This window comes from Nitrospirota bacterium (assembly GCA_030684575.1).
Classification (GTDB): Bacteria; Nitrospirota; Nitrospiria; order Nitrospirales; family Nitrospiraceae; genus Palsa-1315.
In genome coordinates, this window is sequence record JAUXVD010000008.1 from 110,155 (window position 1) to 131,727 (window position 21,573).

The 21,573-nt window shown below is 57.6% G+C and carries 20 protein-coding genes and 2 tRNA genes; 16 read left to right on the forward strand and 6 right to left on the reverse strand.

Annotated features, from left to right (window positions below; genetic code table 11):
* Window positions 1-9: 9 nt before the first annotated feature.
* A complete protein-coding gene (locus tag Q8N00_03635; GenBank protein MDP2381877.1) occupies window positions 10-840 on the reverse strand; it encodes a YkgJ family cysteine cluster protein in 831 nt (276 codons plus the stop codon).
* A 140-nt stretch (window positions 841-980) separates the two neighbouring features.
* Between Q8N00_03635 and Q8N00_03640 the strand changes: the two genes are divergently transcribed.
* Both Q8N00_03640 and Q8N00_03645 read left to right on the forward strand, forming a co-directional pair.
* On the forward strand, window positions 981-1,355 hold the full coding sequence (locus tag Q8N00_03640) for a hypothetical protein (protein MDP2381878.1): 375 nt from the start codon (window positions 981-983) through the stop codon (window positions 1,353-1,355).
* A 128-nt stretch (window positions 1,356-1,483) separates the two neighbouring features.
* On the forward strand, window positions 1,484-2,542 hold the full coding sequence (locus Q8N00_03645) for a PQQ-dependent sugar dehydrogenase (GenBank protein MDP2381879.1): 1,059 nt from the start codon (window positions 1,484-1,486) through the stop codon (window positions 2,540-2,542).
* A 6-nt stretch (window positions 2,543-2,548) separates the two neighbouring features.
* Here the strand turns inward: Q8N00_03645 and Q8N00_03650 are convergent, their stop codons facing one another.
* The gene (locus tag Q8N00_03650) at window positions 2,549-3,361 is read right to left on the reverse strand and encodes a YdcF family protein (GenBank protein MDP2381880.1); all 813 of its coding nucleotides are present in this window, start codon (window positions 3,359-3,361) and stop codon (window positions 2,549-2,551) included.
* Window positions 3,362-3,443: 82 nt separating this feature from the next.
* Here Q8N00_03650 and Q8N00_03655 point away from each other — a divergent pair, with 82 nt between their 5' ends.
* Entirely contained in the window at window positions 3,444-3,926 is a 483-nt protein-coding gene (locus Q8N00_03655) for an EVE domain-containing protein (GenBank protein ID MDP2381881.1), read from the forward strand.
* A gap of 194 nt (window positions 3,927-4,120) precedes the next feature.
* Here the strand turns inward: Q8N00_03655 and Q8N00_03660 are convergent, their stop codons facing one another.
* Complete coding sequence (locus Q8N00_03660) at window positions 4,121-4,369, reverse strand: ImmA/IrrE family metallo-endopeptidase (GenBank protein ID MDP2381882.1); 249 nt, start codon at window positions 4,367-4,369, stop codon at window positions 4,121-4,123.
* 311 nt (window positions 4,370-4,680) lie between these two features.
* Between Q8N00_03660 and Q8N00_03665 the strand changes: the two genes are divergently transcribed.
* The 11 genes from Q8N00_03665 to Q8N00_03715 all read left to right on the forward strand — a co-directional run bounded on the left by Q8N00_03665 (window position 4,681) and on the right by Q8N00_03715 (window position 18,950).
* Complete coding sequence (locus tag Q8N00_03665; protein MDP2381883.1) at window positions 4,681-5,769, forward strand: saccharopine dehydrogenase C-terminal domain-containing protein; 1,089 nt, start codon at window positions 4,681-4,683, stop codon at window positions 5,767-5,769.
* An 8-nt stretch (window positions 5,770-5,777) separates the two neighbouring features.
* Window positions 5,778-7,295, forward strand: a complete 1,518-nt coding sequence (locus Q8N00_03670) for an aldehyde dehydrogenase family protein (protein MDP2381884.1) — start codon at window positions 5,778-5,780, stop codon at window positions 7,293-7,295.
* A 4-nt stretch (window positions 7,296-7,299) separates the two neighbouring features.
* On the forward strand, window positions 7,300-7,920 hold the full coding sequence (locus tag Q8N00_03675; GenBank protein ID MDP2381885.1) for a hypothetical protein: 621 nt from the start codon (window positions 7,300-7,302) through the stop codon (window positions 7,918-7,920).
* Between the two features lie 89 nt (window positions 7,921-8,009).
* Window positions 8,010-9,092: a cytochrome c peroxidase gene (locus tag Q8N00_03680; protein ID MDP2381886.1), complete on the forward strand. Its 1,083-nt coding sequence runs from the start codon at window positions 8,010-8,012 to the stop codon at window positions 9,090-9,092.
* 120 nt (window positions 9,093-9,212) lie between these two features.
* Window positions 9,213-9,731: a DUF1264 domain-containing protein gene (locus Q8N00_03685; protein MDP2381887.1), complete on the forward strand. Its 519-nt coding sequence runs from the start codon at window positions 9,213-9,215 to the stop codon at window positions 9,729-9,731.
* 94 nt (window positions 9,732-9,825) lie between these two features.
* Entirely contained in the window at window positions 9,826-10,278 is a 453-nt protein-coding gene (locus tag Q8N00_03690) for a cytochrome c (protein MDP2381888.1), read from the forward strand.
* Between the two features lie 9 nt (window positions 10,279-10,287).
* Window positions 10,288-11,295: a hypothetical protein gene (locus tag Q8N00_03695; protein ID MDP2381889.1), complete on the forward strand. Its 1,008-nt coding sequence runs from the start codon at window positions 10,288-10,290 to the stop codon at window positions 11,293-11,295.
* Window positions 11,296-11,927: 632 nt separating this feature from the next.
* Window positions 11,928-14,084, forward strand: a complete 2,157-nt coding sequence (locus Q8N00_03700; GenBank protein ID MDP2381890.1) for an ATP-dependent endonuclease — start codon at window positions 11,928-11,930, stop codon at window positions 14,082-14,084.
* 242 nt (window positions 14,085-14,326) lie between these two features.
* Window positions 14,327-16,639: a restriction endonuclease gene (locus Q8N00_03705; protein MDP2381891.1), complete on the forward strand. Its 2,313-nt coding sequence runs from the start codon at window positions 14,327-14,329 to the stop codon at window positions 16,637-16,639.
* 1,027 nt (window positions 16,640-17,666) lie between these two features.
* Window positions 17,667-17,921: a helix-turn-helix domain-containing protein gene (locus tag Q8N00_03710; GenBank protein MDP2381892.1), complete on the forward strand. Its 255-nt coding sequence runs from the start codon at window positions 17,667-17,669 to the stop codon at window positions 17,919-17,921.
* A gap of 39 nt (window positions 17,922-17,960) precedes the next feature.
* On the forward strand, window positions 17,961-18,950 hold the full coding sequence (locus Q8N00_03715; GenBank protein MDP2381893.1) for a replication initiation factor domain-containing protein: 990 nt from the start codon (window positions 17,961-17,963) through the stop codon (window positions 18,948-18,950).
* A 190-nt stretch (window positions 18,951-19,140) separates the two neighbouring features.
* Here Q8N00_03715 and Q8N00_03720 read toward each other — a convergent pair whose 3' ends face one another.
* The gene (locus Q8N00_03720) at window positions 19,141-19,644 is read right to left on the reverse strand and encodes a JAB domain-containing protein (protein ID MDP2381894.1); all 504 of its coding nucleotides are present in this window, start codon (window positions 19,642-19,644) and stop codon (window positions 19,141-19,143) included.
* Between the two features lie 266 nt (window positions 19,645-19,910).
* Here Q8N00_03720 and Q8N00_03725 point away from each other — a divergent pair, with 266 nt between their 5' ends.
* Together Q8N00_03725 and Q8N00_03730 are read left to right on the forward strand one after the other, a co-directional pair.
* Entirely contained in the window at window positions 19,911-20,210 is a 300-nt protein-coding gene (locus Q8N00_03725; GenBank protein MDP2381895.1) for a helix-turn-helix domain-containing protein, read from the forward strand.
* On the forward strand, window positions 20,211-21,272 hold the full coding sequence (locus Q8N00_03730; GenBank protein ID MDP2381896.1) for a tyrosine-type recombinase/integrase: 1,062 nt from the start codon (window positions 20,211-20,213) through the stop codon (window positions 21,270-21,272).
* A 36-nt stretch (window positions 21,273-21,308) separates the two neighbouring features.
* Here Q8N00_03730 and Q8N00_03735 read toward each other — a convergent pair.
* A tRNA-Lys gene (locus Q8N00_03735) sits at window positions 21,309-21,384 on the reverse strand.
* 56 nt (window positions 21,385-21,440) lie between these two features.
* Window positions 21,441-21,517: transfer RNA gene (locus Q8N00_03740), tRNA-Arg, on the reverse strand.
* Between the last annotated feature and the right edge of the window lie 56 nt (window positions 21,518-21,573).

Genomic DNA, 21,573 nt, shown 5'->3' on the forward strand with positions numbered 1-21,573 from the left:
GGCAAGTGGCTAGAGGCGAGTACGACGATCCGTCTCTTTCGGCGCCTCTCGCCTCTCACCCCTCGCCTCGTGCCTGTTTGTAAACGCCTGGCTGAGAAACCGCCACATGTTGTCGAGGACTTGGTCCAGGAGGGATGAGCCTGGCCAGGTCCGTCTGGATTCTTCTACGTGCCGCTCGGCCCATTCCAAGGCCATCGGGAGCGGAATGAGTCGAGGCGGAGAATCGGTCAATGTTCCCCAGACCAGCCCCAGGATGGACCCAATGCGCATCGAGACCGGCAGCGGGGTCACCGGATTCTGCACCAGATCCTGACAGAGTTCCGCCGGTGAGGTAACGAGAAGTTCACGGCAGGCGGCCGGTCGTGCCTCGTAGATCGAACACATCTCATCCTCTAAATAGGGACAGGGGATTCTCAACGCATAGTAGGCCCGGTTGATCGGGTCGAGTTCTTCATCCGGCATCGGCCTGGAAGCCTCTGCGACATCGTTGAGCCGGTCCCAGACAGCCTCGCGCGTCAAGCGATCTTTCGTGGTGCTGATGCGCTGTTGCAGCTGGGTTCGTCGATCGGTCGGCAACTGCTCCACATACTCGCGTAGCGCGAATGCCTCCGGTGCGGACAACGGAACTAACATCCGGCAACAGGCGGCGCAGCCCATCTGGCAGGAGATGGTGAGGCCTGCTTCACGCGCCTGGTGGACTTCCAGCGCTGCGGCTTCTTCCCCCAGGCGGCGTGACACTGGGACTATTGCGGTGATGGGAATGAGTCCCGTCGGTACGTCGATGGCCGTGGTCAGTCGCCCGGCTGGGGTATTCAACGCGACTTCAAATCGTTCGACCATACAATCCCTTTATCCCGTACCTCTGGTCCCGTGCCGATTTCACGTCGGCATCATAGAGAACGGCTTGTGGACTGGTCAACTGAGCCGGTTCTTGCTCCCTCCCAGGCATACCCGCATAATGTGGGCAAAAGGAGAGCGGTATGGCTCTGTCTGGTCATGTGGTGGGGTTGCTCAAAGAGTATATGGTGGATCTGGTCGAGCAGGCGAAGCAGGAGACATCGGCGCAGGAGCGGTTCGGATTTACGGTGACGCCCTATCGGCCGGATCAGGCGATCTCCGATCTCCTGGCGCTGTTGGATGACCGTATTGAATCTGAAGGGATGCAAGTGGGCCTGCCTGAAGGCTTTCTCCATCAGATGTGGAGTCTCTGTAATGACGCGACGGCGCAGGTATGCGACCGGGTGTGGATCGAGGGGAACATCGGGAGTCAGGCTGCCAGTCGGGCCAGGGTCCGAGAGTTGACGTATCGGGCGCTGATTCAATACATTGAAACCTCCGACCGGGAGAGTCATTGATCATGCAAGACCTGTCCCTTCGATGCTGCGCAACCCTAGGCCTTGGTCTTACACTCGCTCTGCTGCTGTCCCCACCTGTGAAGGCCGGAGCTGAATCAGCTCCAACTCAATCCTCGTCGATCCGCCTCATGCCTCTCGTCACTGCGGGACTCGAACGTCCGCTGTTTCTCACGCATGCCGGTGATGGGTCTCGGCGCCTGTTTGTGGTGGAGCAGCCTGGAACGATACGTATTATTGACCGAGGCATTCTGCAGAAAGACCCGTTTTTAGATGTGCGCGATCGTGTGGCGACGGACGACCCTGAGCGAGGGTTCTTGGGGCTGGCGTTTCATCCGGATTACCGCCGCAACGGGCGGTTCTTCGTCAATTACACGAGGCAACCGGATGGGGCCACGGTCGTCGCGGAGTATCGACGCGGCGCTGCGCCTGATGCGGCTCTGCGGAGCGAGCGCGTGATCCTGGTCGTCAAGCAGCCCGACTCCAATCACAATGGCGGGATGGTCGCGTTCGGACCTGATGGGTATCTCTATATCGGTCTTGGCGACGGAGGAGGGCTGGGCGACCCGGGCAATCGTGCGCAAAATCCCGATGAGCTGTTAGGCAAAATCTTGCGGATCGATGTGGACCATGGCGATCCCTACGCGATCCCGCCGGATAACCCGTTTGCCAAGGCGGGTGGTCGTCCGGAGATCTATGCCGTCGGCTTGCGGAATCCCTGGCGTTTTTCCTTCGACCTCACGAAGGCGGACCTTTGGGTTGCCGATGTGGGGCAGTATAAGTGGGAGGAGGTCGATCTTGTCACACGAGGAGGGAATTACGGGTGGCGTGTGATGGAGGGACTCCATTGTTTCAAGCCCGCCGACGCCTGCTCGACGAAGGGGTTCATTCCACCCGTTATGGAATATGGTCATGCGGGAGATCGTAGCAAGGGAGGACGCTGCTCGATTATCGGCGGCTACGTCTATCGCGGTCGCGCGATGCCGGCGCTTAAGGGAGTCTATGTGTTTGGCGATTTCTGCAGCGGTGAAGTGTTGACCTTCAGTCAATCAGCCGAAGGAGGGAGCGGAGCGGATCCCACGGTGTTGATCAAGGCTGGCTTTTGGATTTCCTCGTTCGGGCAGGATGAAGAAGGGGAGCTCTATGTCTTGGATCACGGCGGCGGCATCTATCGGTTGATCCCTCGTTGATGAGGCCTACAGTTTCCCTGCCAGCCAATAGACTACGATACCGGCCAGCTCCGTGATCGCTCCCGTCGTCTGTTGTAACGCGGAGCCGTTTGGCAGGATATCAAGCAGGTTGATGTCCTCCCAGTTTTCTCGCGGAACGTTCTGTGCGACATACCCGCAGGGGGCCGGCGTGACGCGGAATCCCTGCTTGGTGAACACCGGCACGGCACGTGGCAGATGGCTGGCTGAGCTGACGAGGAGAATCGAGGCGGGTCCGATCAGCCGTTTGGTCCCCGTCGCGTTCTCATAGGTGTTCCTCGCGTCAGGATCGATTTTAGCGGCGGACTCGGGAACGCCGAGGCGAACGGCCCATCGTTTCATTTCGACCGCTTCCTGGGGGCCCGCTCCGAAGATTCTGGCATCCCCCCCCGTCAGTACCAATGTCGGGGCATAGCCCTGTTGGAACAGATCCACGCCGCAGGTGGTTCGATCTCTGGAATAGGAGGACGGTTCGGTGGTTGGTCGAAGCGACCCCTTCTCATCGATGCCTCCCCCCAAGACCACGATCGCATCAAAGCGATCGGATTGCGCCAGTTGCGGGGGCTGGTACCAGGACTCAAGCGAACCGATCAGCGAGGTGGCAATCAACGGGTTGGAGGTCGCCGCGAGGAGCAGGAGCGCGGACAAGACGAGCAGGCGTACCCACCGCAGGCGCTCCGGTGAGAACGGAAAGAGGGCTAGGGCCGTGGCCGCGCCGAGGAGCAGTACTATCCAGGTCAGCGGGTAGAGGCCGTACTTGACGAACTTATAGAGACCGAAGAAGAATGGAGTCAGTTCCATCGACGAACCTCAATTGAGAGCGAGACATCGCCGACAGCATACAGGGAACGAGTCGAATGACCAAGCAGGAAGAGGGGACGCAATGACACAGGCGCGCCGTTATTGGCTGATGAAATCGGAACCGCGCGTGTTTTCGATCGAGGATCTTGCCCAGTCTCCCAAGCAGATGACCGGGTGGGATGGGGTGCGGAACTATCAGGCGCGTAACTTTATGCGTGAGATGACGGTCGGCGACCAGGTGCTGTTTTACCATAGTAATGCCGAGCCACCGGCTGTGGTGGGAATTGCAGAGGTGGTGCGGACGGCTTATCCAGACACGACGCAGTTCGAGAAGTCGCATCATCATTACGATCCGGCCAGCGATCCCTCTGCCCCTCGGTGGGATATGGTGGATATTCGGTATCGCCAGACATTGAAGACGAGTCTGTCGCTCGACCGACTGAGGCAGGAGCCGAGGCTGAAGGATATGGTGTTGCTGCGAAAGGGGTCTCGCCTCTCGGTCCAACCGGTGACGGAAGCGGAATGGGCGGTGGTACTGAGGCTTGCCGGAGCGAAGGTCAGCTAACGGGATAACTGTTTGTGTATTTCAGGGTTTCTTTGGCCTTGCCCATAGGGGTATGAGGAAAATATTTTTCGGGATGCTCAAAAAGTTCGTCCCGCAAGGCCGGAGGCGAGTCGAACCCGGAGACGTACCCTCTGTGGTACGTTGAGGATTTCGATGAGCCGAGAACGAAGCGGGCGGATTTTTTCAGCATCCTGCTAGTTCTTGGCTTTGCCGGTGTCCAAATACCGATGCTGCCAGTCAAGCCAGGCATGGCCCAATTCGTGGGCTAGAATGTAGCGCCGCCTGGTCACGGGCAGGCGCTTACGAAGATAGATGGTCTTGGTGGTGTCGTCCCAGATGCCGTCGGCATCGGGGTCCCGGCGGTCCATGTCGGTATCAGACAGTTGCCGCACGGATATCCGGAAGCCGAAGGGGAGCACGACTCGTGAAGGCATGCGCAACATGATCGTCGTTCCTGGTTGTGTACCAGCCTATCACAAACTCATTTCCCCGTTCACGGCTCGGACTGTCAGGAAAATCAACGATTTAAACCGTTACTTCTCTGGTAGGCTCGTGCAGGCTCCGGTCTATTTTTATCGGTAAGGATAGGCGGCTACTGTGGGCTATAGGCTCAAGCGCTCTCTGGATATTGACCGCTTCTCGTCAAGGGAGGATATCGGATAGGAGCAACCCTGCCGCCATTCAGATGGAACCGCTCACGAGATGTTCATTGGGCTCTCAGTCAGGAGTATACTCATAACATGTGAGGTCTCCCATGCATCGCGTACTGGTCCTCGGTGCTGGAAAGATTGGCTCTCTGGTTGCCTGTCTCTTATCGGAGAACGGTGAGTATGAAGTCACGCTGGGGGATATCAGCCTCGATGCCTCCAAGCGGTTTATTCGTGAACTCGGTCTCTTGCGAGTCACGCCTCTGCTTCTCGATGCCCGGCATCCTGACACCATCAGCTCATATCTCACAGCGCATCGATTCGATGCGGTCCTGTCGAGCCTCCCCTATTTCTGCAATCCGATTGTCGCCGGATTGGCCCGGGAACATCGTCTGCACTATTTTGACCTGACGGAAGATGTCGATGTCACCAATCAGGTCAAGGTCCTGAGCATCGACTCGCCGCAGGCCTTTGTGCCGCAATGCGGTCTGGCCCCCGGATTCATCAGCATTGCGGCGCAGGACTTGATCACCCATTTCGAGACGGTGGATACGATCAAAATGCGGGTCGGAGCTCTGCCCGTGCATCCCAGTAATGCCCTCAAGTATTCGCTGACCTGGTCGACCGATGGGCTCATCAATGAGTACGGCAACACCTGTTACGGAATCGAAGGAGGAGAAAAGGTGTCCCTCCAGCCCCTCGAAGGTTATGAGACAATCTCGGTGGACGGGCTCCTGTACGAAGCGTTCAACACTTCTGGAGGATTGGGAACATTGGCCGATACCTATGCGGGGAAAGTCCAGACCATGAACTACAAGACGCTCCGCTATCCGGGCCATTGCGAGAAAATTCATCTATTGATGAACGATCTCAAGCTGAACGAGGATCGGGACACGCTCAAGCGAATTCTCGAACGGGCGATTCCTCAGACATTGCAAGATGTCGTGCTGATCTATGCCTCCGTGACGGGGAGGAGGGAGGGCGCGTTGTTTGAGGAGAACTATGTGAAGAAAATCTATCCCCAATGTATTAAGGGGAAGCTCTGGTCGGCCATTCAAGTCACGACCGCTTCCAGCCTCTGTGCCGTTGCGGACCTCGTGCTCCAAAATCCTGAGCGATATAAGGGGTTCGTGACTCAGGAATCGTTCCCATTGTACGACTTCCTCGAGAACCGGTTTGGAGCCTGCTATCGATGAAGCAGCCATTGGAGATTCTGACAGAACTGGGGCTTCGCGACGTGAATCCCGGGGCCAGCACGGGAGTCGGTTGGTGGTCGTCCCTCTCTAGCGAACGCAGGCTCGACTCTAGGAATCCTGCGACGGGAGAAGTCCTCGCCAGGGTGACGCCGGCCACGGCAGCTGATTACGAGCGGGTCGTAGTGGAGGCACAGCGAGCCTTCGCGCAATGGCGCCTGGTGCCGGCGCCGAAGCGTGGCGAGGTGATCCGGTTGATCGGCCAAGCTCTCAGGGACAAGAAAGATGCGCTGGGCAGCCTTATAGCGATGGAAGTCGGCAAGATCAAAGCCGAGGGTGACGGAGAGGTGCAGGAGATGATCGACATGGCCGACTTCGCGGTCGGCCAATCGCGGATGCTCTATGGCCAGACCATGCATTCTGAACGACCCAGCCATCGCATGTACGAACAGTGGCATCCGCTCGGACCGATCGGCGTCCTGACGGCCTTCAACTTTCCCATGGCTGTCTGGGCCTGGAATGCCTTCATTGCGGCCATCGCCGGGGATACCGTGGTGTGGAAGCCTTCACCGAAAGCGCCGCTCTGCGCGATTGCGGTTCAGCAGATTTGTAATCAGGTCATAGAACAGCAGGGGCTGTCAGGAATATTTTCGCTTGTCATCGCAGACCGTACCGATCTGGCCGAAACCATGGTGCGCGATGAGAGGCTTCCGTTAATCTCCTTCACGGGGTCGGTTCCGGTCGGTCGGCAGGTCGCACAATCCGTGGGGGCACGTCTCGGACGGACATTGTTGGAACTGAGCGGCAACAACGCTGTCATCGTCGACGAAACTGCCGATCTGGACCTGGCGATTCGGGCCATTCTCTTTGGCGCAGTCGGTACCGCCGGTCAGCGCTGTACCACCACGCGACGGCTCTTTGTGCAGGAATCGAGGCGCGATGAATTGGTCTCCCGGCTCGTCTCGGTCTACAAACAGGTGCAGATCGGCGATCCACTCAAGTCTGGCGTACTGATGGGGCCCTTGATCGATCAGGCCGCCGTGCACATATATCGAGAGGCCATCGAAGAGATTAAGAAAGAAGGGGGAGAGATTCTTTGTGGCGGGCATGTGCTGCCCGGGCCAGGAAATTTTGTCGAGCCGACGATCGTGTTGGCGCAATCCCGCTGGCCGATCGTGCAGCGGGAAACCTTTGCGCCAATTCTCTATCTCATGACCTATAAAACCTTCAATGAAGCGATTGCGATGCAGAACGATGTGCCGCAAGGTCTCTCGTCGGCCCTATTCACCAACCACCTCAGACATAGCGAACAGTTTCTGTCTGCAGGCGGCAGCGATTGCGGGATCGCCAATATCAATCTGGGAACCTCCGGGGCTGAAATCGGCGGCGCGTTCGGCGGAGAGAAAACCACCGGTGGAGGACGAGAGGCCGGTTCGGATGCCTGGAAAGCCTACATGCGGCGGCAGACGAACACGATCAACTGGGGCGGCGAATTGCCATTGGCCCAGGGCATCACATTCGGAGAGTGACGTCATGTCCGAGAAAGGAGTCGCCAGCATGGATCACGCGGCGGAGTTGGATGGGCTCATCGAGCGGATGATCGCGACGTACGTCGCGGGCAATCGGGCTGCCCAGGCACTACGCGCCTCGCTGGATGAAGCGGGGGTCGGTTTCTATCCGATCACAGACCATTTGACGCTGCGGACGTTGGATATCGACCGGCGTGCGGAGGAATTCACGAGGCTGGGGTATGGGTACAGCGAAACGATCGAGTATGAAGACTGGTATGCGAAGGTCTATCGGAAGGTTGGATACCCGGCGCTCTTCGTGGATCAGGCCTATTCCGACGAACGGGGCCGCACCAGCATCATTCCCGGTTGGGTGAATACGTTCGGCGACCAGGTCTTTCATCATGTCGCGGTGCGGGTGGAAGATATCGAGCTGGCGATGGAACGGTTGAACGCCAAAGGGGTGGCCTTTACCGGCCAGATTGTCGGAGTCAGGGGTGGGCAGTTAAGGCAAATCTTCACGGTGCCTGAAATGGTGGATGGCCAGCCGTTCTCCGTATTGGAACTCACCGAGCGCCACCGAGGATATCAGGGGTTCTCGCCTCCTCAGGCGGACAGCCTGATGAAATCGACCGTGGTCCGGTAGCTCTCTGCCTAAACAAATCGACCTGTGATATCGTTCCGCGCGATGCGGTCGATAGGATGATGAAAAATCCAATCTCTGGAGGAATGGTCATGACGAAGAAGAATCTGCTGGTAGGGGGCCTAATCGGGCTGATGGTCTCTGCAATCTGGCCATACGTTTTTGAGGATGTGAAGTGGGCCTTGGCATCACCTTCAGGCTCTGCGCCGCACGGAACGGTGACGATCGATGGGATGACGGTCCCGGATATCGGCCCACTCCCGACGTCGATTCCGACACCCTCCACGAATCTGAACTACAAAGCGAAAATCGATCTTGGGACGCAACTCTATTTCGATGGCCGCCTGTCGAAGAGCGGCGCCATTTCCTGTGCGTTCTGCCATAACCCTGGGACCGGATTTGCCGATCCTCGCCAAACCTCGATCGGGATCGGCGGCGGTGTAGGAGGACGGCAGTCGCCCACGGTCTATAATACGGCCTTCAACCACGTTCAATTTTGGGATGGCCGCGCGCGCTCGCTGGAAGAGCAGGCCATCGGGCCGATCCAGAATCCGATCGAGATGGGAGAGACGCATGAGCACGTTGTCATCAAGCTCAGCAAGATCAAGGGTTACCAGCAACAGTTCCGGGCCGTCTTCGGGACCGAGGTGAATCTGCAAGGGATTGCCGAGGCCATCGCTGCCTATGAACGGACCGTCATATCCACGAATTCCGCTTTCGATCAGTATGTAGCCGGCGACGTGAAAGCCATGGATGAATCCGCCGTGCGAGGTCTGGTTCTCTTCAAAGGCAAGGCCCGCTGCATTCTTTGTCACAACGGACCGAACTTCACCGACAACCAATTCCACAATCTCGGCGTCCCTCAAGTCGGTCCGTTGAAAGAGGATCTGGGGCGCTACTCTGTGACCAAAGCGGAAAAAGACAAAGGCGCCTTCAAGACGCCGACGCTGCGGAGTATCATTGAGACCGCGCCCTACATGCATGACGGTGCCTTCAAGACGCTGGAAGAGGTTGTGGAGTTTCTCAACGCTGGAGGCGGAGCCAATCCGAATCTGAGCCCGCTCGTCAAATCGCTCAACCTGACTCCTGAAGAGAAAGCCGATCTCGTGGCGTTTCTACAATCCCTGACAGGGGAACCGATTCCGTTTCAGTTTCCCACGCTCCCCAAGAATTAGGTGAATCCTTTTGAACCTGTGCGTCTCAGATACTCAGTACGGATGCGCAGGTTGTTGTGTCGGCCTGGATGAACGAGGCAAAGATCTCGTCCCCCAACTCTAACCCCGGAGGTAGTTGTGATGAAAAAAGGATTATTAGCCATTGTTGCGATGGCGGCCATTGGATGTAGCGGAGTCGCTGCTCAAAAGGCCGTGAGCGCAGAGCCGACAAGCCCAGCCCTCGGATACGATATCCACGTGCAGGCGCCGCACATGATGCCGGATGGCACGCCTGGCGGGCCATACCATCACTATTGCAAGGGGATTTCAGACAAGATCCTTCAATGTTTACTCTTTGAGTCGACTGATCCAAAAGCCCCGCTGGTGGCGATTGAATATTTTGTGGCGAAGGACCTGACGAGAAAACTCCCCGCCATCCAATGGCACCGGTTCTTCCATGACCATAAGGTCGAGATCGCGACTGGCCGCGTCCAAATTCTCGATATGCCGGCAGAGCAGGCTGCCAAAGTGGCTGAAATTGCGGCAGGGACAGACGGTGTGATCTATCATCTGTGGCAGAAGGGGCTGGAGTTTCCTGACGGCTCAGTCAGCTTCCCGCAGTCTCTCGGACATAAGTTCCCTGGTCACACCGAAAAGTAAATCTGAAGCAGGGCTTCATAATCGCTAAGCGAGGAAGGGACCGTTACCGGCGTTGCCGGTGACGGTCCCTTCCTGTGTACGTTCACGGAGCACGATGATGCGCTCGATGTTCAGGATTATCTTATTGATGGTGTGTGGTGGGGTTATCGCGTCATCCGCATCCTTGTCTTTCGCGGCGGATGCGGCCGTGTTGAAACCACGAGTCCCCTTCGACCAGATCGAAGAAGCCAAGTCCTGGAAGAATCCGTTCGAGCCGACCGCAGAGAATATCGAGAAAGGGAAGGCGATCTTTCACGGGAAGGCATTCTGTGTCACCTGTCACGGGAGAGATGGCAAAGGATTCGGCGATATTCCAGGCCTCGTTGGCAAACTTCCGCGTAATTTCACCGACAAAGCCTGGCAGTCAGTGAGAGCCGACGGCGAAATTCTGTGGATTCTCAAGAACGGGAGTCCGGGAACGGACATGGCGTCGTTTATTCCACTTATCCTTACCGAAGAAGAAGCCTGGCATGTCCTGCTCTACGTGCGCTCATTTGGCCAACCGTAAGTGGTCCGCATGGCCAGGAGTCATTCTTTCTCAAGCCGTGCCGTCTCTCTGATTCTTTTGATCCTCTTCTTTCCTCCTTACGACGCAACGGCTGAATGGTCTGCGATTGCAGAACAGAGGACCAGCTACACCACTGATGCGTTTCAATTTTCATCCGCCAGGCGGCTCCGTTTCGGCGAAGACCCCTCCCAGCCAACCGTGGTATCGACTAATAAACCGGAGGATGTCATCTGGGAGCCATCGATTGAGGTGCTCCGTTCATCGTCCACTACGCTTGGGAAAAATGAGCTGTCGTTCAAAGCGCATGGGGCGATCTTTACCAACAATCCCGTCTTGGACCACGGAGATTACCGCATTCAGGACCGGCAATGGTTCGGCGCCGACAGCTCTCTCCTGTTGCGGTATCGGTATGTTCCGAACCTCTTCCTCGGGCCGAACTTCGAGCGGCGCACCGGCGCTCGACTGATTCAGGAAGAGCGGCTGACTTCCCACCATTGGCGAGCAGAGCTCGAGCGTCGTCTGAGCGATACCGTGACGGCATCCCTGATCGGTCGCTATGGACTCCGGCTCTACAATCAGGCGTTTGCGGAGCGGGACACGCAGTTCTATACGATAGGGCCTCGCTTTGCTTACAGGGGCATGAGCTGGATAACGGTTACCCTCTCCTACTTGTACGAACGTGGGCTGGCAGATGGTCGTGAACAGGTTGAATTCGCAGACGATGTGTCGTACTACCTGCATATGTTCTCGCTTGAGACGATGGTTCACGTGAGTACAGGCCTTGACCTCGACTTTTCCTACGGCCATTTGAGGAAGACGTTTACCAGCGGGCTGGCGGGAGATACGCACGTGGGGCGGTTCGATCAAACGCATCAAGGGACTGCGGAACTTCGGTACCACCTTACGCCTGCGGCGACAGCGCTGATTTCATTTCAACGCAGCCAGCGCACGTCGACCAATGCACTGAGGGACTTCAATGACTCAATTCTGTCCCTCGGCGCGCAGTATCGGTTTTAGCTGAATCGTTTCAGATTGAAGAATAGGAGCGTTTCGCCTCATGGCTCCTAGGATTCAAGCTCTCGGCAGGAGTATCGATGGCTTCAGGTCTGTATGTGATTGGGGATTTTGGTGGGCCGTGTAGGGGTTGAACCTACGGCCCGCTGATTAAGAGTGGCAGCAGGGCAATAATTCGAACAGCTCGATGTTGCGAAGGTTTCCCCGTTTATCGTTGAAAATCATGGGCTTGCTGGGGTTCTACTGATTCCATTGGTTCTACCTAATTCGGTCGTTTGTGAAGAATTTGCGCACAAAATTAGCACATCACTTTTATGCTGCGTGTCCTGACCTACCCCCCCCGAATCGGGGAAAGACGGGCACTGGATTGAAGTTTTCTCGCCATTCTGAACGGCTGCATCCGACCCAAAGCCGAAGTACACGACCGACCGCTATCACAAGGGAGGGTCTTACGCCGATCCGCATAAGAACCAGTGATACATGGTCGATGGGTCGTAACGCATTGCACCACCGTCGATGATGGGATAATGTTCACGATCATTGAAAGTGTGTTAGGCGGATAGAAAATGGCAGATCCGGTTCTTATGCGGATCCGCCTAAACATTGTTAGGTGCCGAGCGGGGTTGTCGTAGGTCATGAAGCTGACCAGCTTGTCCATTACAAACTACCGGGCGCTCAGGGACGTAGCGATTCCTTTGTCGGACTTCGGCTGCCTCATCGGAGAGAACAATTCAGGCAAGTCTTCCTTCTTGCAGGCTTTGTCTCTGTTCTTCTCTGGCACCAAGCTGGCGGTCAGCCACTTTTTCGATGATTCCAAACCTATCCGCATCGCGGTGACATTCGAAAATATTGGTGACGCAAACTTAGCGCGATTGGCTGCCGAACACCGCACCCGCGTTGCGGGAATCGTCAAGAATGGACGTCTTGTCCTTGTCAGGGCCTACGACACCGCTGGAAAGAGTTCGCTGCTGTACAACACTCTTACGCCGAATGACGCCAGATTCTCCGCAGACAGAATTGGCGCGCTCTTAAAGAGTCAGCGAGCAGGTCAGACATTCGTCAACAAGGTAGTGCAGACATTCCCGGAACTGGACGGCGTCGTCGATACGACCATGGATCAGGATGCCGTCAAGCAGAAGATTCAGGAATTTGCCGACTCATTACCCGACGATCAGAAGACTGCCACCGATCAGCCTTTGCCGACGGGGATCGACAAGAGCATCGAGCCGATGCTGCCTGACCCGATCTACATCCCGGCGGTGAAAGACCTTGCTGACGACATCAAGACAACCGAAAGCACCCCGTTCGGCAAAATCCTAGCCATCCTTCTGCAAGCCGTCGAGCCCAAGCTGCCAGATGCACAACGACTGTTTGAAGAACTCAACGCCAAGCTCAACCGCGTTCAACAGCCTGACGGAACGGTCGTGGATGGGCGGCTCGATGAGGTGAAGCTGATCGAGTCTACTGTCGAGAAGTATGTCCGAGAGAGTTTTGCTGACGTGGCGCTCCGCATCGCAATCCCTCCGCCGGAGTTAAAGACCGTGTTCTCGGCCGCTCGCATCTACGCCAACGATGGCGTGGATGGTCTGATCGATTCCAAAGGCGACGGATTGCGTCGCGCAATTGTCTTCTCCATCCTGCGATCTTACGTCGAACTCAAGGCGAAGCTCGCGCCCGTTGCGACGCTAGTTGAAGAACCGGCCCAGGCTACACCCGCCTCCGCATCCTACCTACTGTTGTTCGAAGAACCGGAGTTGTTCCTTCACCCCAAGGCCCAGCACATCCTCTTCGACGCCCTGCGGGTCTTCGCCGAGGAACACCACGTTATCGTCACTACCCATTCACCAATGTTCTTTGGCCCAGGGGCGACCGAAACGTTCGTTAAGCTGAGAAAGGTATCCGATCCGGCGCTCGCGCCTCGGCCGTTCACTCAGGTACAGCCGGTAGACCTGTCCGACATGACCGCCAAGGACCAGTTTCAGATCATCTGCTTCGAGAACAACAACGCCGCTTTCTTTGCCGATACCGTCGTCCTGGTCGAAGGCGATAGTGATTATCTCCTCATGCCGCACATCGCCAGAACACTTGATCCCTCGTGGGATGTGGCGAAAGTGCCGATTGTGTTCGCTCGGATCACTGGTAAGGGCAACATCCGACGGTATCGAGAGTTCTTCAACAGGTTCGGGGTCCGAGTTCCGGTCATCGCCGACCTCGACCTGTTGGCCGTTGGCTTCGACCACATCGCCCCCAATGATGCAGTCAGGACGGCCAAGGCCGATCTGCTGGCAAGGGTCGATGAGTTGATCGTGCCCGATGCGAACGGCCCATCTGCGTCGGACGCCAAAGACGCTCATGATTCCGGCGAGCTACGTGGCTTGTGGCGGAGGGTCAGGGAGTTACAGGAGAAGCTCAAGGCCGGTACATGCTCCCAAGCAGAACATGATGCAGCTGTTGAGGCATTCTTCGCGTGGCAGCGGAAATCAGACCGGCTGGCTGTCATGAGTACCAGCACTGACGTGCAGATGATCCAGTTGAAGCACCGTCTGCTTGCAATGCTTCGAACGGTCGACGTTTACGTGCTCGAACGTGGCGCGATAGAGCAGTACTACCCCGAAGCCACCACCGGAGCAGACAAGCCATCGCGTGCCCAGGACTTCTGTGCCAAGGTTGCGACACGCGACGCGATCCTCGCCTGCTGCGGCGAGCAGACAGTCGACCGCGAGGGTACTCAGGAAAGCATCAAGGAGTTCGATCTCATTTTCCAAGGGATCTTTGGAGACCCCTGCGGGTGACGAAGCTGCGTCATTCGGCACCTAACAACAGCGTGCAGCGGACGGCGCTGCGCGCCGCCGCTGATGCTGAGCGTTCGGCTCGTGAGATGCGTGCTGTGGCCAGGGCCCGACACGTGTAGCAGAAGCAAAGCTGCTGGGGGTGGGCCGCTGTGCAGACTTATTCTCGCAGATCCAGTAGCGTGGCCGGGTCTGACCCGCGTGTGGGTATCCCGTGATGTAAGTTTTGGGCGAAGGTACAGGGTATGGCACGATACGACTTCAAATCCCTCTCCAGCCAGGACTTCGAGGAGCTGATTCGCGATCTTTTGCAGGCGGAATGGAAGCTCGCGCTCGAAGCCTTCCGCAGCGGTCGTGATCATGGGATCGACTTACGATATGCGTCGGCCGCCGGTGGCGCGACAATCATCCAGTGCAAGCACTACGCGGGCTCGGGGTTCGCCAAGCTGCTGGCGCATCTGCGCAACGGCGAACTCCCGAAGGTCCGACGCTTGCGTCCGGCCCGTTATGTGGTAGCGACCTCTGTCAGTCTCACACCCGGCAACAAGGACGAAATCGTCACGGCGCTTCAGCCGTTCGTGTTGAGTGTTCGGGACGTTTTCGGCGCAGACGATATCGAAGGCCTGCTTAGCCGCCACGGGGACGTCGAGCGCGCCAACTTCAAACTATGGCTCACCAGCACGAGCGTTCTCGATCGAGTGCTTCACAATGCTACGTTGTGCCAGACAGATTTCGAGATTGACCGCCTCCGGCGCAAGCTTCCTCTGTTCGTGAAGAGCGACGCCTACCCGCGTGCGACTGAGATCCTCAACCAGACCCGCATAGTCGTTGTGACAGGGCCTCCAGGGATCGGTAAGACCACGCTGGCCGAGATGCTCCTTTACGCGCATCTGGAAGACGGGTACGAACCGGTCGCGATCAAGGCGGAGATTGCTGAGGCGAAGGATCTCTTCAAATCCGCGCGCAGGCAAATCTTCTACTATGACGACTTCCTCGGCCAGACATTCTTGGGCGAACGCCGCGAATACCTTGGCAGAAATCAGGACACGGCGATGGTGGATTTCATGGAGATGGTCCGCCGGTCGCCCCAGTCTCGGTTCATCCTCACGACGCGGGAACATATCCTGAGCGGCGCACTTCAGGTCTCGGAGCGGCTTGCCCACAGTCGGATTTTGGAGCATCGCTGCATCCTCGAGCTGGGCGACTATCCGTATGGCCACCGAGCCCGCCTTCTCTATAACCATCTCTATTTCAGCGACCTGCCACTGGAGTACAAGAACGAAGTGCTGAAGGAGGACTTCTTTCTGGACATTATCAGGCACGAGCACTTCAATCCTAGACTGATCGAATGGCTGTCTGCGTATTCGCACCTGGGGCAGGTTCCCGCTCAGGGCTACAGGACGCACGTCTCGGCCCTGCTGGAGGCACCGGAGACCATCTGGGCCCACGCGTTCCGTCACCAGATCTCGGACGCGGCGCGCCACGTCCTCCTTAGCTTCCACACGTTCGGCGAGTGGACAGACACGGTCGACCTCGAGCCGGCGTTCATCGCGCTCCACCGGCACAATGCCGCCAAGTACCATCACCGGATCCGGGCGGGCGATTTCCATCGGGCGCTTCAGGAGCTGGAAGGCGCTTTTCTCTCATATAGAATGAGACACGCGAGTTATCTCAACCCCTCTGTTCGGGACTTTGTGGCCTCGGTAGTCAGCAACGAGCGCGAGACCGCCGAAGACCTTGTCAATTCGGCCGTGCGCTTCAAGCAGGTCGTGAATCTCTGGAAACTTGCCGCTGCGCGGCCAGGCAGCGAACTCTGGGCTGTTCTAACGACGAATACCGATCTTCTCTGTCGGTCGCTGTCGCGCTTACTGGAGGGGCCCTCTATGCGCTGGGAGAAGATGCTGGACGGTACTCGGAGGGGCTACTCGATCGATATGAGCCATGAAGGGAAGGTGGGGTTCCTTGCGGAAGCGGCCGCGGTTCACAAGTCAACGCAGCTCGCCGCGATGGCCTCTCAGCTGACGGAGACCCTTGTCAGCGGGTGGGAGCATCAGGTCGTCGATTTCGGACCAGTGCTCCGGCTGCTCGCCGCGATCGCGGAGAATCGCTGGTTCCTCGACCACGGCGGGCGCGAAGTGTACGAGAGGCTCTTGAAAGGGGTCCTAGACGCACTCGCCTTCGCCAGGGCGGACGACTGGCTCGACCTCCTCGCGTTTCCCGCGAAGGCGCTCGAATGGAGCAACGCCGATGAAAACCAGCTGGCGATGGCACTTCGGCTCTACGAGGAGAACGGCGCCAGGGATGAGCGCTACGACTGCACGACCGTTGATGAGCTGACGGGGCTGCGGGAGTCGCTCGACAAGCTCCGCAATGAGTACGGCCTCGATGTTAAGTATCAGATTGAGCTGCTCGACGAGGATATCGCCGAGCGGGAAGAGGGATCGCGGAATCTGGAGGAGGGCAGCGGGTACTGGCGGGACCGGACACCCGTCCAGCATGACCTCGTCACGGATGACGAAGTGCGGGAGATGTTCCGGACACTCCGTGAAGGCATCTGAGGGTTTCTCTTGTGTCGCTTTGCGCACTCGCGGTGAGTCCCGCGTGTCGATTTGGGAAGGCGGCGCGCGCAATCGTGCGGCGCATCGAGAACACGACGAGTGCGAAGAGCGCAGTGGGGTGCCGGATCTCGGTCACCAGGAGGAACTTCAACTTCAAGCGATGGTAGCGCCTATCCTCCGCCACGAGGTTGCCAAAGACTGCCGAATAACAGCGTGGAGCCGACGCCTGAGGAGTGGCGCGGCTCACGCTGAGGCGTTAATGCGACAGGGATCAGGACCGCTTTATGTCGGTACGATCTCGGCGCCGAACTTCCGCACTTGGCCGATAGCGGTCATCTTGGAACGAATGCCCCCTAGCGTTCGGTGCCGAATGACGAGATTACAGAATAATCCTCGTCTGCTTACACAGCAGTGCCACGAGACAGATGGTTGCCACCGCCCTTCCATATCATCGGATCTCTAGTCTTTTAGCCACGTCATATCCCATGGACCAGGCCAAGCTGAAAAAGTAGAGTAGCTTGCCTATCATTCACTTCTAAGAACCAAGCATTGGGTTATGGTCTTCCCGCAAGACACCCAGGCTCCCTTTCGCCTTTTTCATGGATTCCTTCTGTTCTGTAAGAACGGTTTCATTTATTCATGCAGGGCCCCAATCGGCTCTATTCGCCAGATATAACTGCCCTATTGATAGATAGTTTCTAAAAACTGCTCTTCGATTCAGTTTGTTGTGTTCGATTGTCGCTTGTTCGTGCTCGTTTTTTTCCTCTCTTATCAAAGCTGCCTTTCTGCCTGCGCGCGAATCCTTGCATCTGGCCTAGCGTTTCTGATTAAAAAAGGTTCGCATTGCTAATCTACTGGACGAAACTGATGCGTGTCGCCAGCCATGCGCGCTACGAGACGACTCACGAAATAATGTCCCTTCGTGTCTTCTCTTGACCTCTCCTGTCCCCCGCAGGGTCTCTTTTCACACCATCACGACATCGGTATGGTTCCAGCCATGCTGCCTGTTGCGCTGAAGAGGAGTCGAATGAAGAAAACATGGCTTATCACGAATGAACTCGCGGCCCTGCTGCAGGTCAGTATCAAAACCATTCGGCGTGCCTACCGGAATGGGGAGATTCCGATCGTGCGGTTTCGCCGGATGGTGCGGTTCGACTTGGAGGACGTGCGGCGGGTGATGCAACAGAAGAGCATACGCCCAAACCTGAGAGTGATGGCACCGCAGCGCGCGACCGCCGGCAAAAGCCGGCGGCGCGTGCAGCCCAACGCCCCCGTTCGGTAAGACGGGGGCTTCTATAGCAGAGGAGTGAAAGGACCGTTCATGGATGATCGTATCTTTACAGCAACCATCGATTGGCTCGCGTTTACCGTCCCTCAGGCCACCGTCCAGGAGTTGGGCCCTGTCATCGGTGGGGACTGGTTCGAGACGACGACGGGCTTTCGTGGCTATCCCACCTGCTGGCTGACCAATCAAGGCCGCCACGGTGTGGGCAAACTCGGGACGGGAGCCCCTCGCAATGCCCAAGAAGTCCACGTGGATCTCTCTGCGGGCATTGTCTCCACCTGGGCCGAAGACAAGATCCGCTCGGTCCTGACGTGGGTCTTTGCCCGTGGGGGGCACATCACCCGCATGGATGTGGCCCTGGATGATCGGGCGGCGGGGGTCTCCATCGCACAGATCAAACAGGCCGTCGAGGCCGGCCAGGCCGTGACGCGGTCCCAGAAGTTCAAGGTCATTGCCGGGTCCTCGCTGCGCTCCGGCACCTCGACGGGCGACACGCTCTACTTCGGGAGTCGGGAGAGCCAAACCATGTTGCGTGTGTATGACAAACGACTAGAACTCGAACAGAAAGGCCGTGAAGAGGCCAAGGACTATGGCGTGCGGTGGGAACTCGAACTGAAAAAGGACCGGGCGCAAGCCTGCGCCAAAGCCTTGCTCACCCTGCCGCCAGAGGATTGGCGTGAATTCCTCGTCGGGATTCTGCGCTCGTACGTGGACTTTCGGGACACCACGCGCGAGGCGGAACCCTGGGAAAAGTATCGGGCCCCGCTTTTAGCCTGGTGGGAAGCCCTCACCGAAGGCTTCAAACGCTGCCGGCTCGTGGTGGAGAAGGTCCAGCAGACCTTCGAGGAGGTCTGTCAGTGGCTAGGCGAGTCGATCAGCGCGATGCTGGCCCTGGTCTACTTTCGCCGCGGGGAGCAATTTCTGCAGGAGTTGATCTACGCAGGCTCCAAGAAATGGAAAACTCGGCACCTGGCCATGCTGCATGAGGGACGGAGCATGCGACCGTATGTCCTTCGTCCCATCTAAGGAATGGACCCGCATGTGTCCAGGTTGTGGCGCACGAGGGTGCGGATGCTGGTGGATCAACGGTGCGTTAGTCCTGACCTGCCGTCTGTCCTGGTGGAAGAGGTGCCCGATGGTGCTTGCAGTGGGTGTGATCAGATGAGATGGGGCGCGGCAGTGCTCTGGGTGCTCCGGCTCATGCGGGCCTGAGCCCTTAGGCACCGGGCCAGCCTTGGTCGGCGAAGCTGTAGCAGCGGGCGTCCGTGAGGATGAGATGGTCCAAGAGTGTGATGCCGAGCAGTTCGGCTCCCTGCCGAAGTCGGCTGGTGAGCACGCGATCCTCCTGGCTCGGGGTCGTATCGCCGGAGGGGTGATTGTGCGCACAAATCCAGGCGCCGGCGTTCATCAGGATCAGTGGCTTGAACACCTCCCGCGGATGCACGATCGACATCGTGAGGGAGCCCATGGAGACGATATTAACGCCGATGATGCAATGCTTCGCATCCAGCCCGCAGACGAGGAATTGTTCGCGATCCAGACCCTCAAAGAGCGGTCTGAGCAGATCCGCCGCGCCGACCGAGGTCAGCAGCGGGGCCGTCGGCCTGGCAGCCCGACCGTCACGCACCAGCGTGACACGATAGCGGGGGACCGCATAGGGGTTGCCCGGCTTCGGCTGCCGCTGAATGTTCAGAATGCCCTGTAAACCGTGAATGGCCATATCCGCCTCCTTCTTCTTCATCAAGATGTGTAGCCCCACCCTTCACAACACAGGGGGTGGGGCGTCGAAGAAGAAGGCGGGATGGCACTCTCGCGGGGGGCAGGCCTGAAACGGGAGGGGCCCTCCGGGACGGCACCCGGAAAGGCCTGGCCGCTGCTCTTCAGCGCCAGCTCGCACCCGCTGGGAGTGCAGTCCGAATCCGACGCCGGCGGAGACGCGGGCGCATCGTGGGGGGAGGGGGGTGTCGTGAGACTCCCCCGGTTTGTATGTCAATGCTTCTGACCATCAAAGACCTGGCGGAACAACTGCGAATTAAACCAGGGACCCTCTATGCCTGGGTGTCACAGCGCAAGATCCCGTGCGTCCGCATTCATGGACTCATTCGATTCCGCCCAGAAGACATCGAAGGGTGGCTGATTGGGTTTGCCAAGTACCGACCCACGCTGCCTGACTACAAGAAGCACGGTGGCGACATTGACGAGATCATTGCGGCGGCGAAACGGGCTATCTATAATCCCCGGCACGGGGAAACCGGACCAGCATTGAGCCCTAGGAAAGGAGAGTGAATGGGGCTCTATAGAAGAAATACGGTCTGGTGGATGAGGTTCAAGTATCACGGTCAGCAGGTGCGACGATCGACGGACACCTCGGATCGGCGATTAGCAGAGGCGATCCTTGCGAAGATCACGGTCGATATCGTGGAGGGTCGGTACTTTGAGAAACGAGAAGAGCAGGAACGGACGTTTGCGGAGCTGATGGATCGATATCTGAAAGAACATGTTGTGAAACAGATGAGCCAACGATCCGTCAGTGGCTATACGAAGAACCTGCTGCCTTTCTTTCAAGGCTCTACCTTGGCTGACATCACGCCGAAGCGCATCGTGGCGTATAAAGCCAAGCGGTATGCGGATGGGGCGGCTCCGGCCACCATCAACCGTGAGCTCGCCTGCATGAAGAAGGCGTTTAACCTCGCCATCCGGGAGTGGGAGTGGTGCCGGGAAAATCCTGTCGCGCGTGTCTCCATGGAAAAAGAGAGAAATAGGCGGGATCGATGGTTGAGCACGGGAGAGGAAGAGCGTCTTCTCCAGGCTGCAAGGCCCTGGCTCAAGGACATTATTCTGTTCGCACTGAATACAGGCATGCGGATGGGAGAAATTCGAGCGTTGACGTGGGAGGGAGTCGATCTATTCCGAAAAACTGTGACCGTCTTTCGGTCAAAGAACGGGGAACGGCGAACCATCCCGATCAACAATCTCGTGCTGGATGTCCTGAAGAGCAAAGCCAAGGTGCGGTCGGTCAAGAGTGACTACGTGTTCCCGAGTGAAACGTTCACCCTGCTTGACGATAGCCATCTCCGCCGCGCGTTCCGTGGAGCGATGAAGTTGGTCCGTATCGAGAATTTTCATTTTCATGATCTCAGGCATACCTTTGCCACGAGACTTGTGCAATCAGGGATTGATCTCTACAAGGTTCAATGCCTCTTAGGGCACAAGTCGCCGATCATGACCCAGCGCTATGCTCACCACTATCCGGAGAGTCTTCGCGAGGGCGTGGAAATTCTAGAGAGGTACCGTGTGGCTAGCACAAAAAGCACAAATTTAGCACACGCGGCAGGATCGGCACTCTGACCGATGATCGAAGAGGATGTAAGTGGTTGAAGTATTTGGTGGGCCGTGTAGGGGTTGAACCTACGGCCCGCTGATTAAGAGTCAGCTGCTCTACCAACTGAGCTAACGGCCCACCGGGTATGTACGTGGCGGATATCTATGTGCAGAGTCTGTCCCTTGCCTGTTTGCTGGTGCGCCTGACAGGATTTGAACCTGTGGCCCTCAGCTCCGGAGGCTGATGCTCTATCCAGCTGAGCTACAGGCGCTCCCGCAACCAAGGTTTGAGACATTAGCACAGGGTTTTATCCTCTGTCTAGCAGTA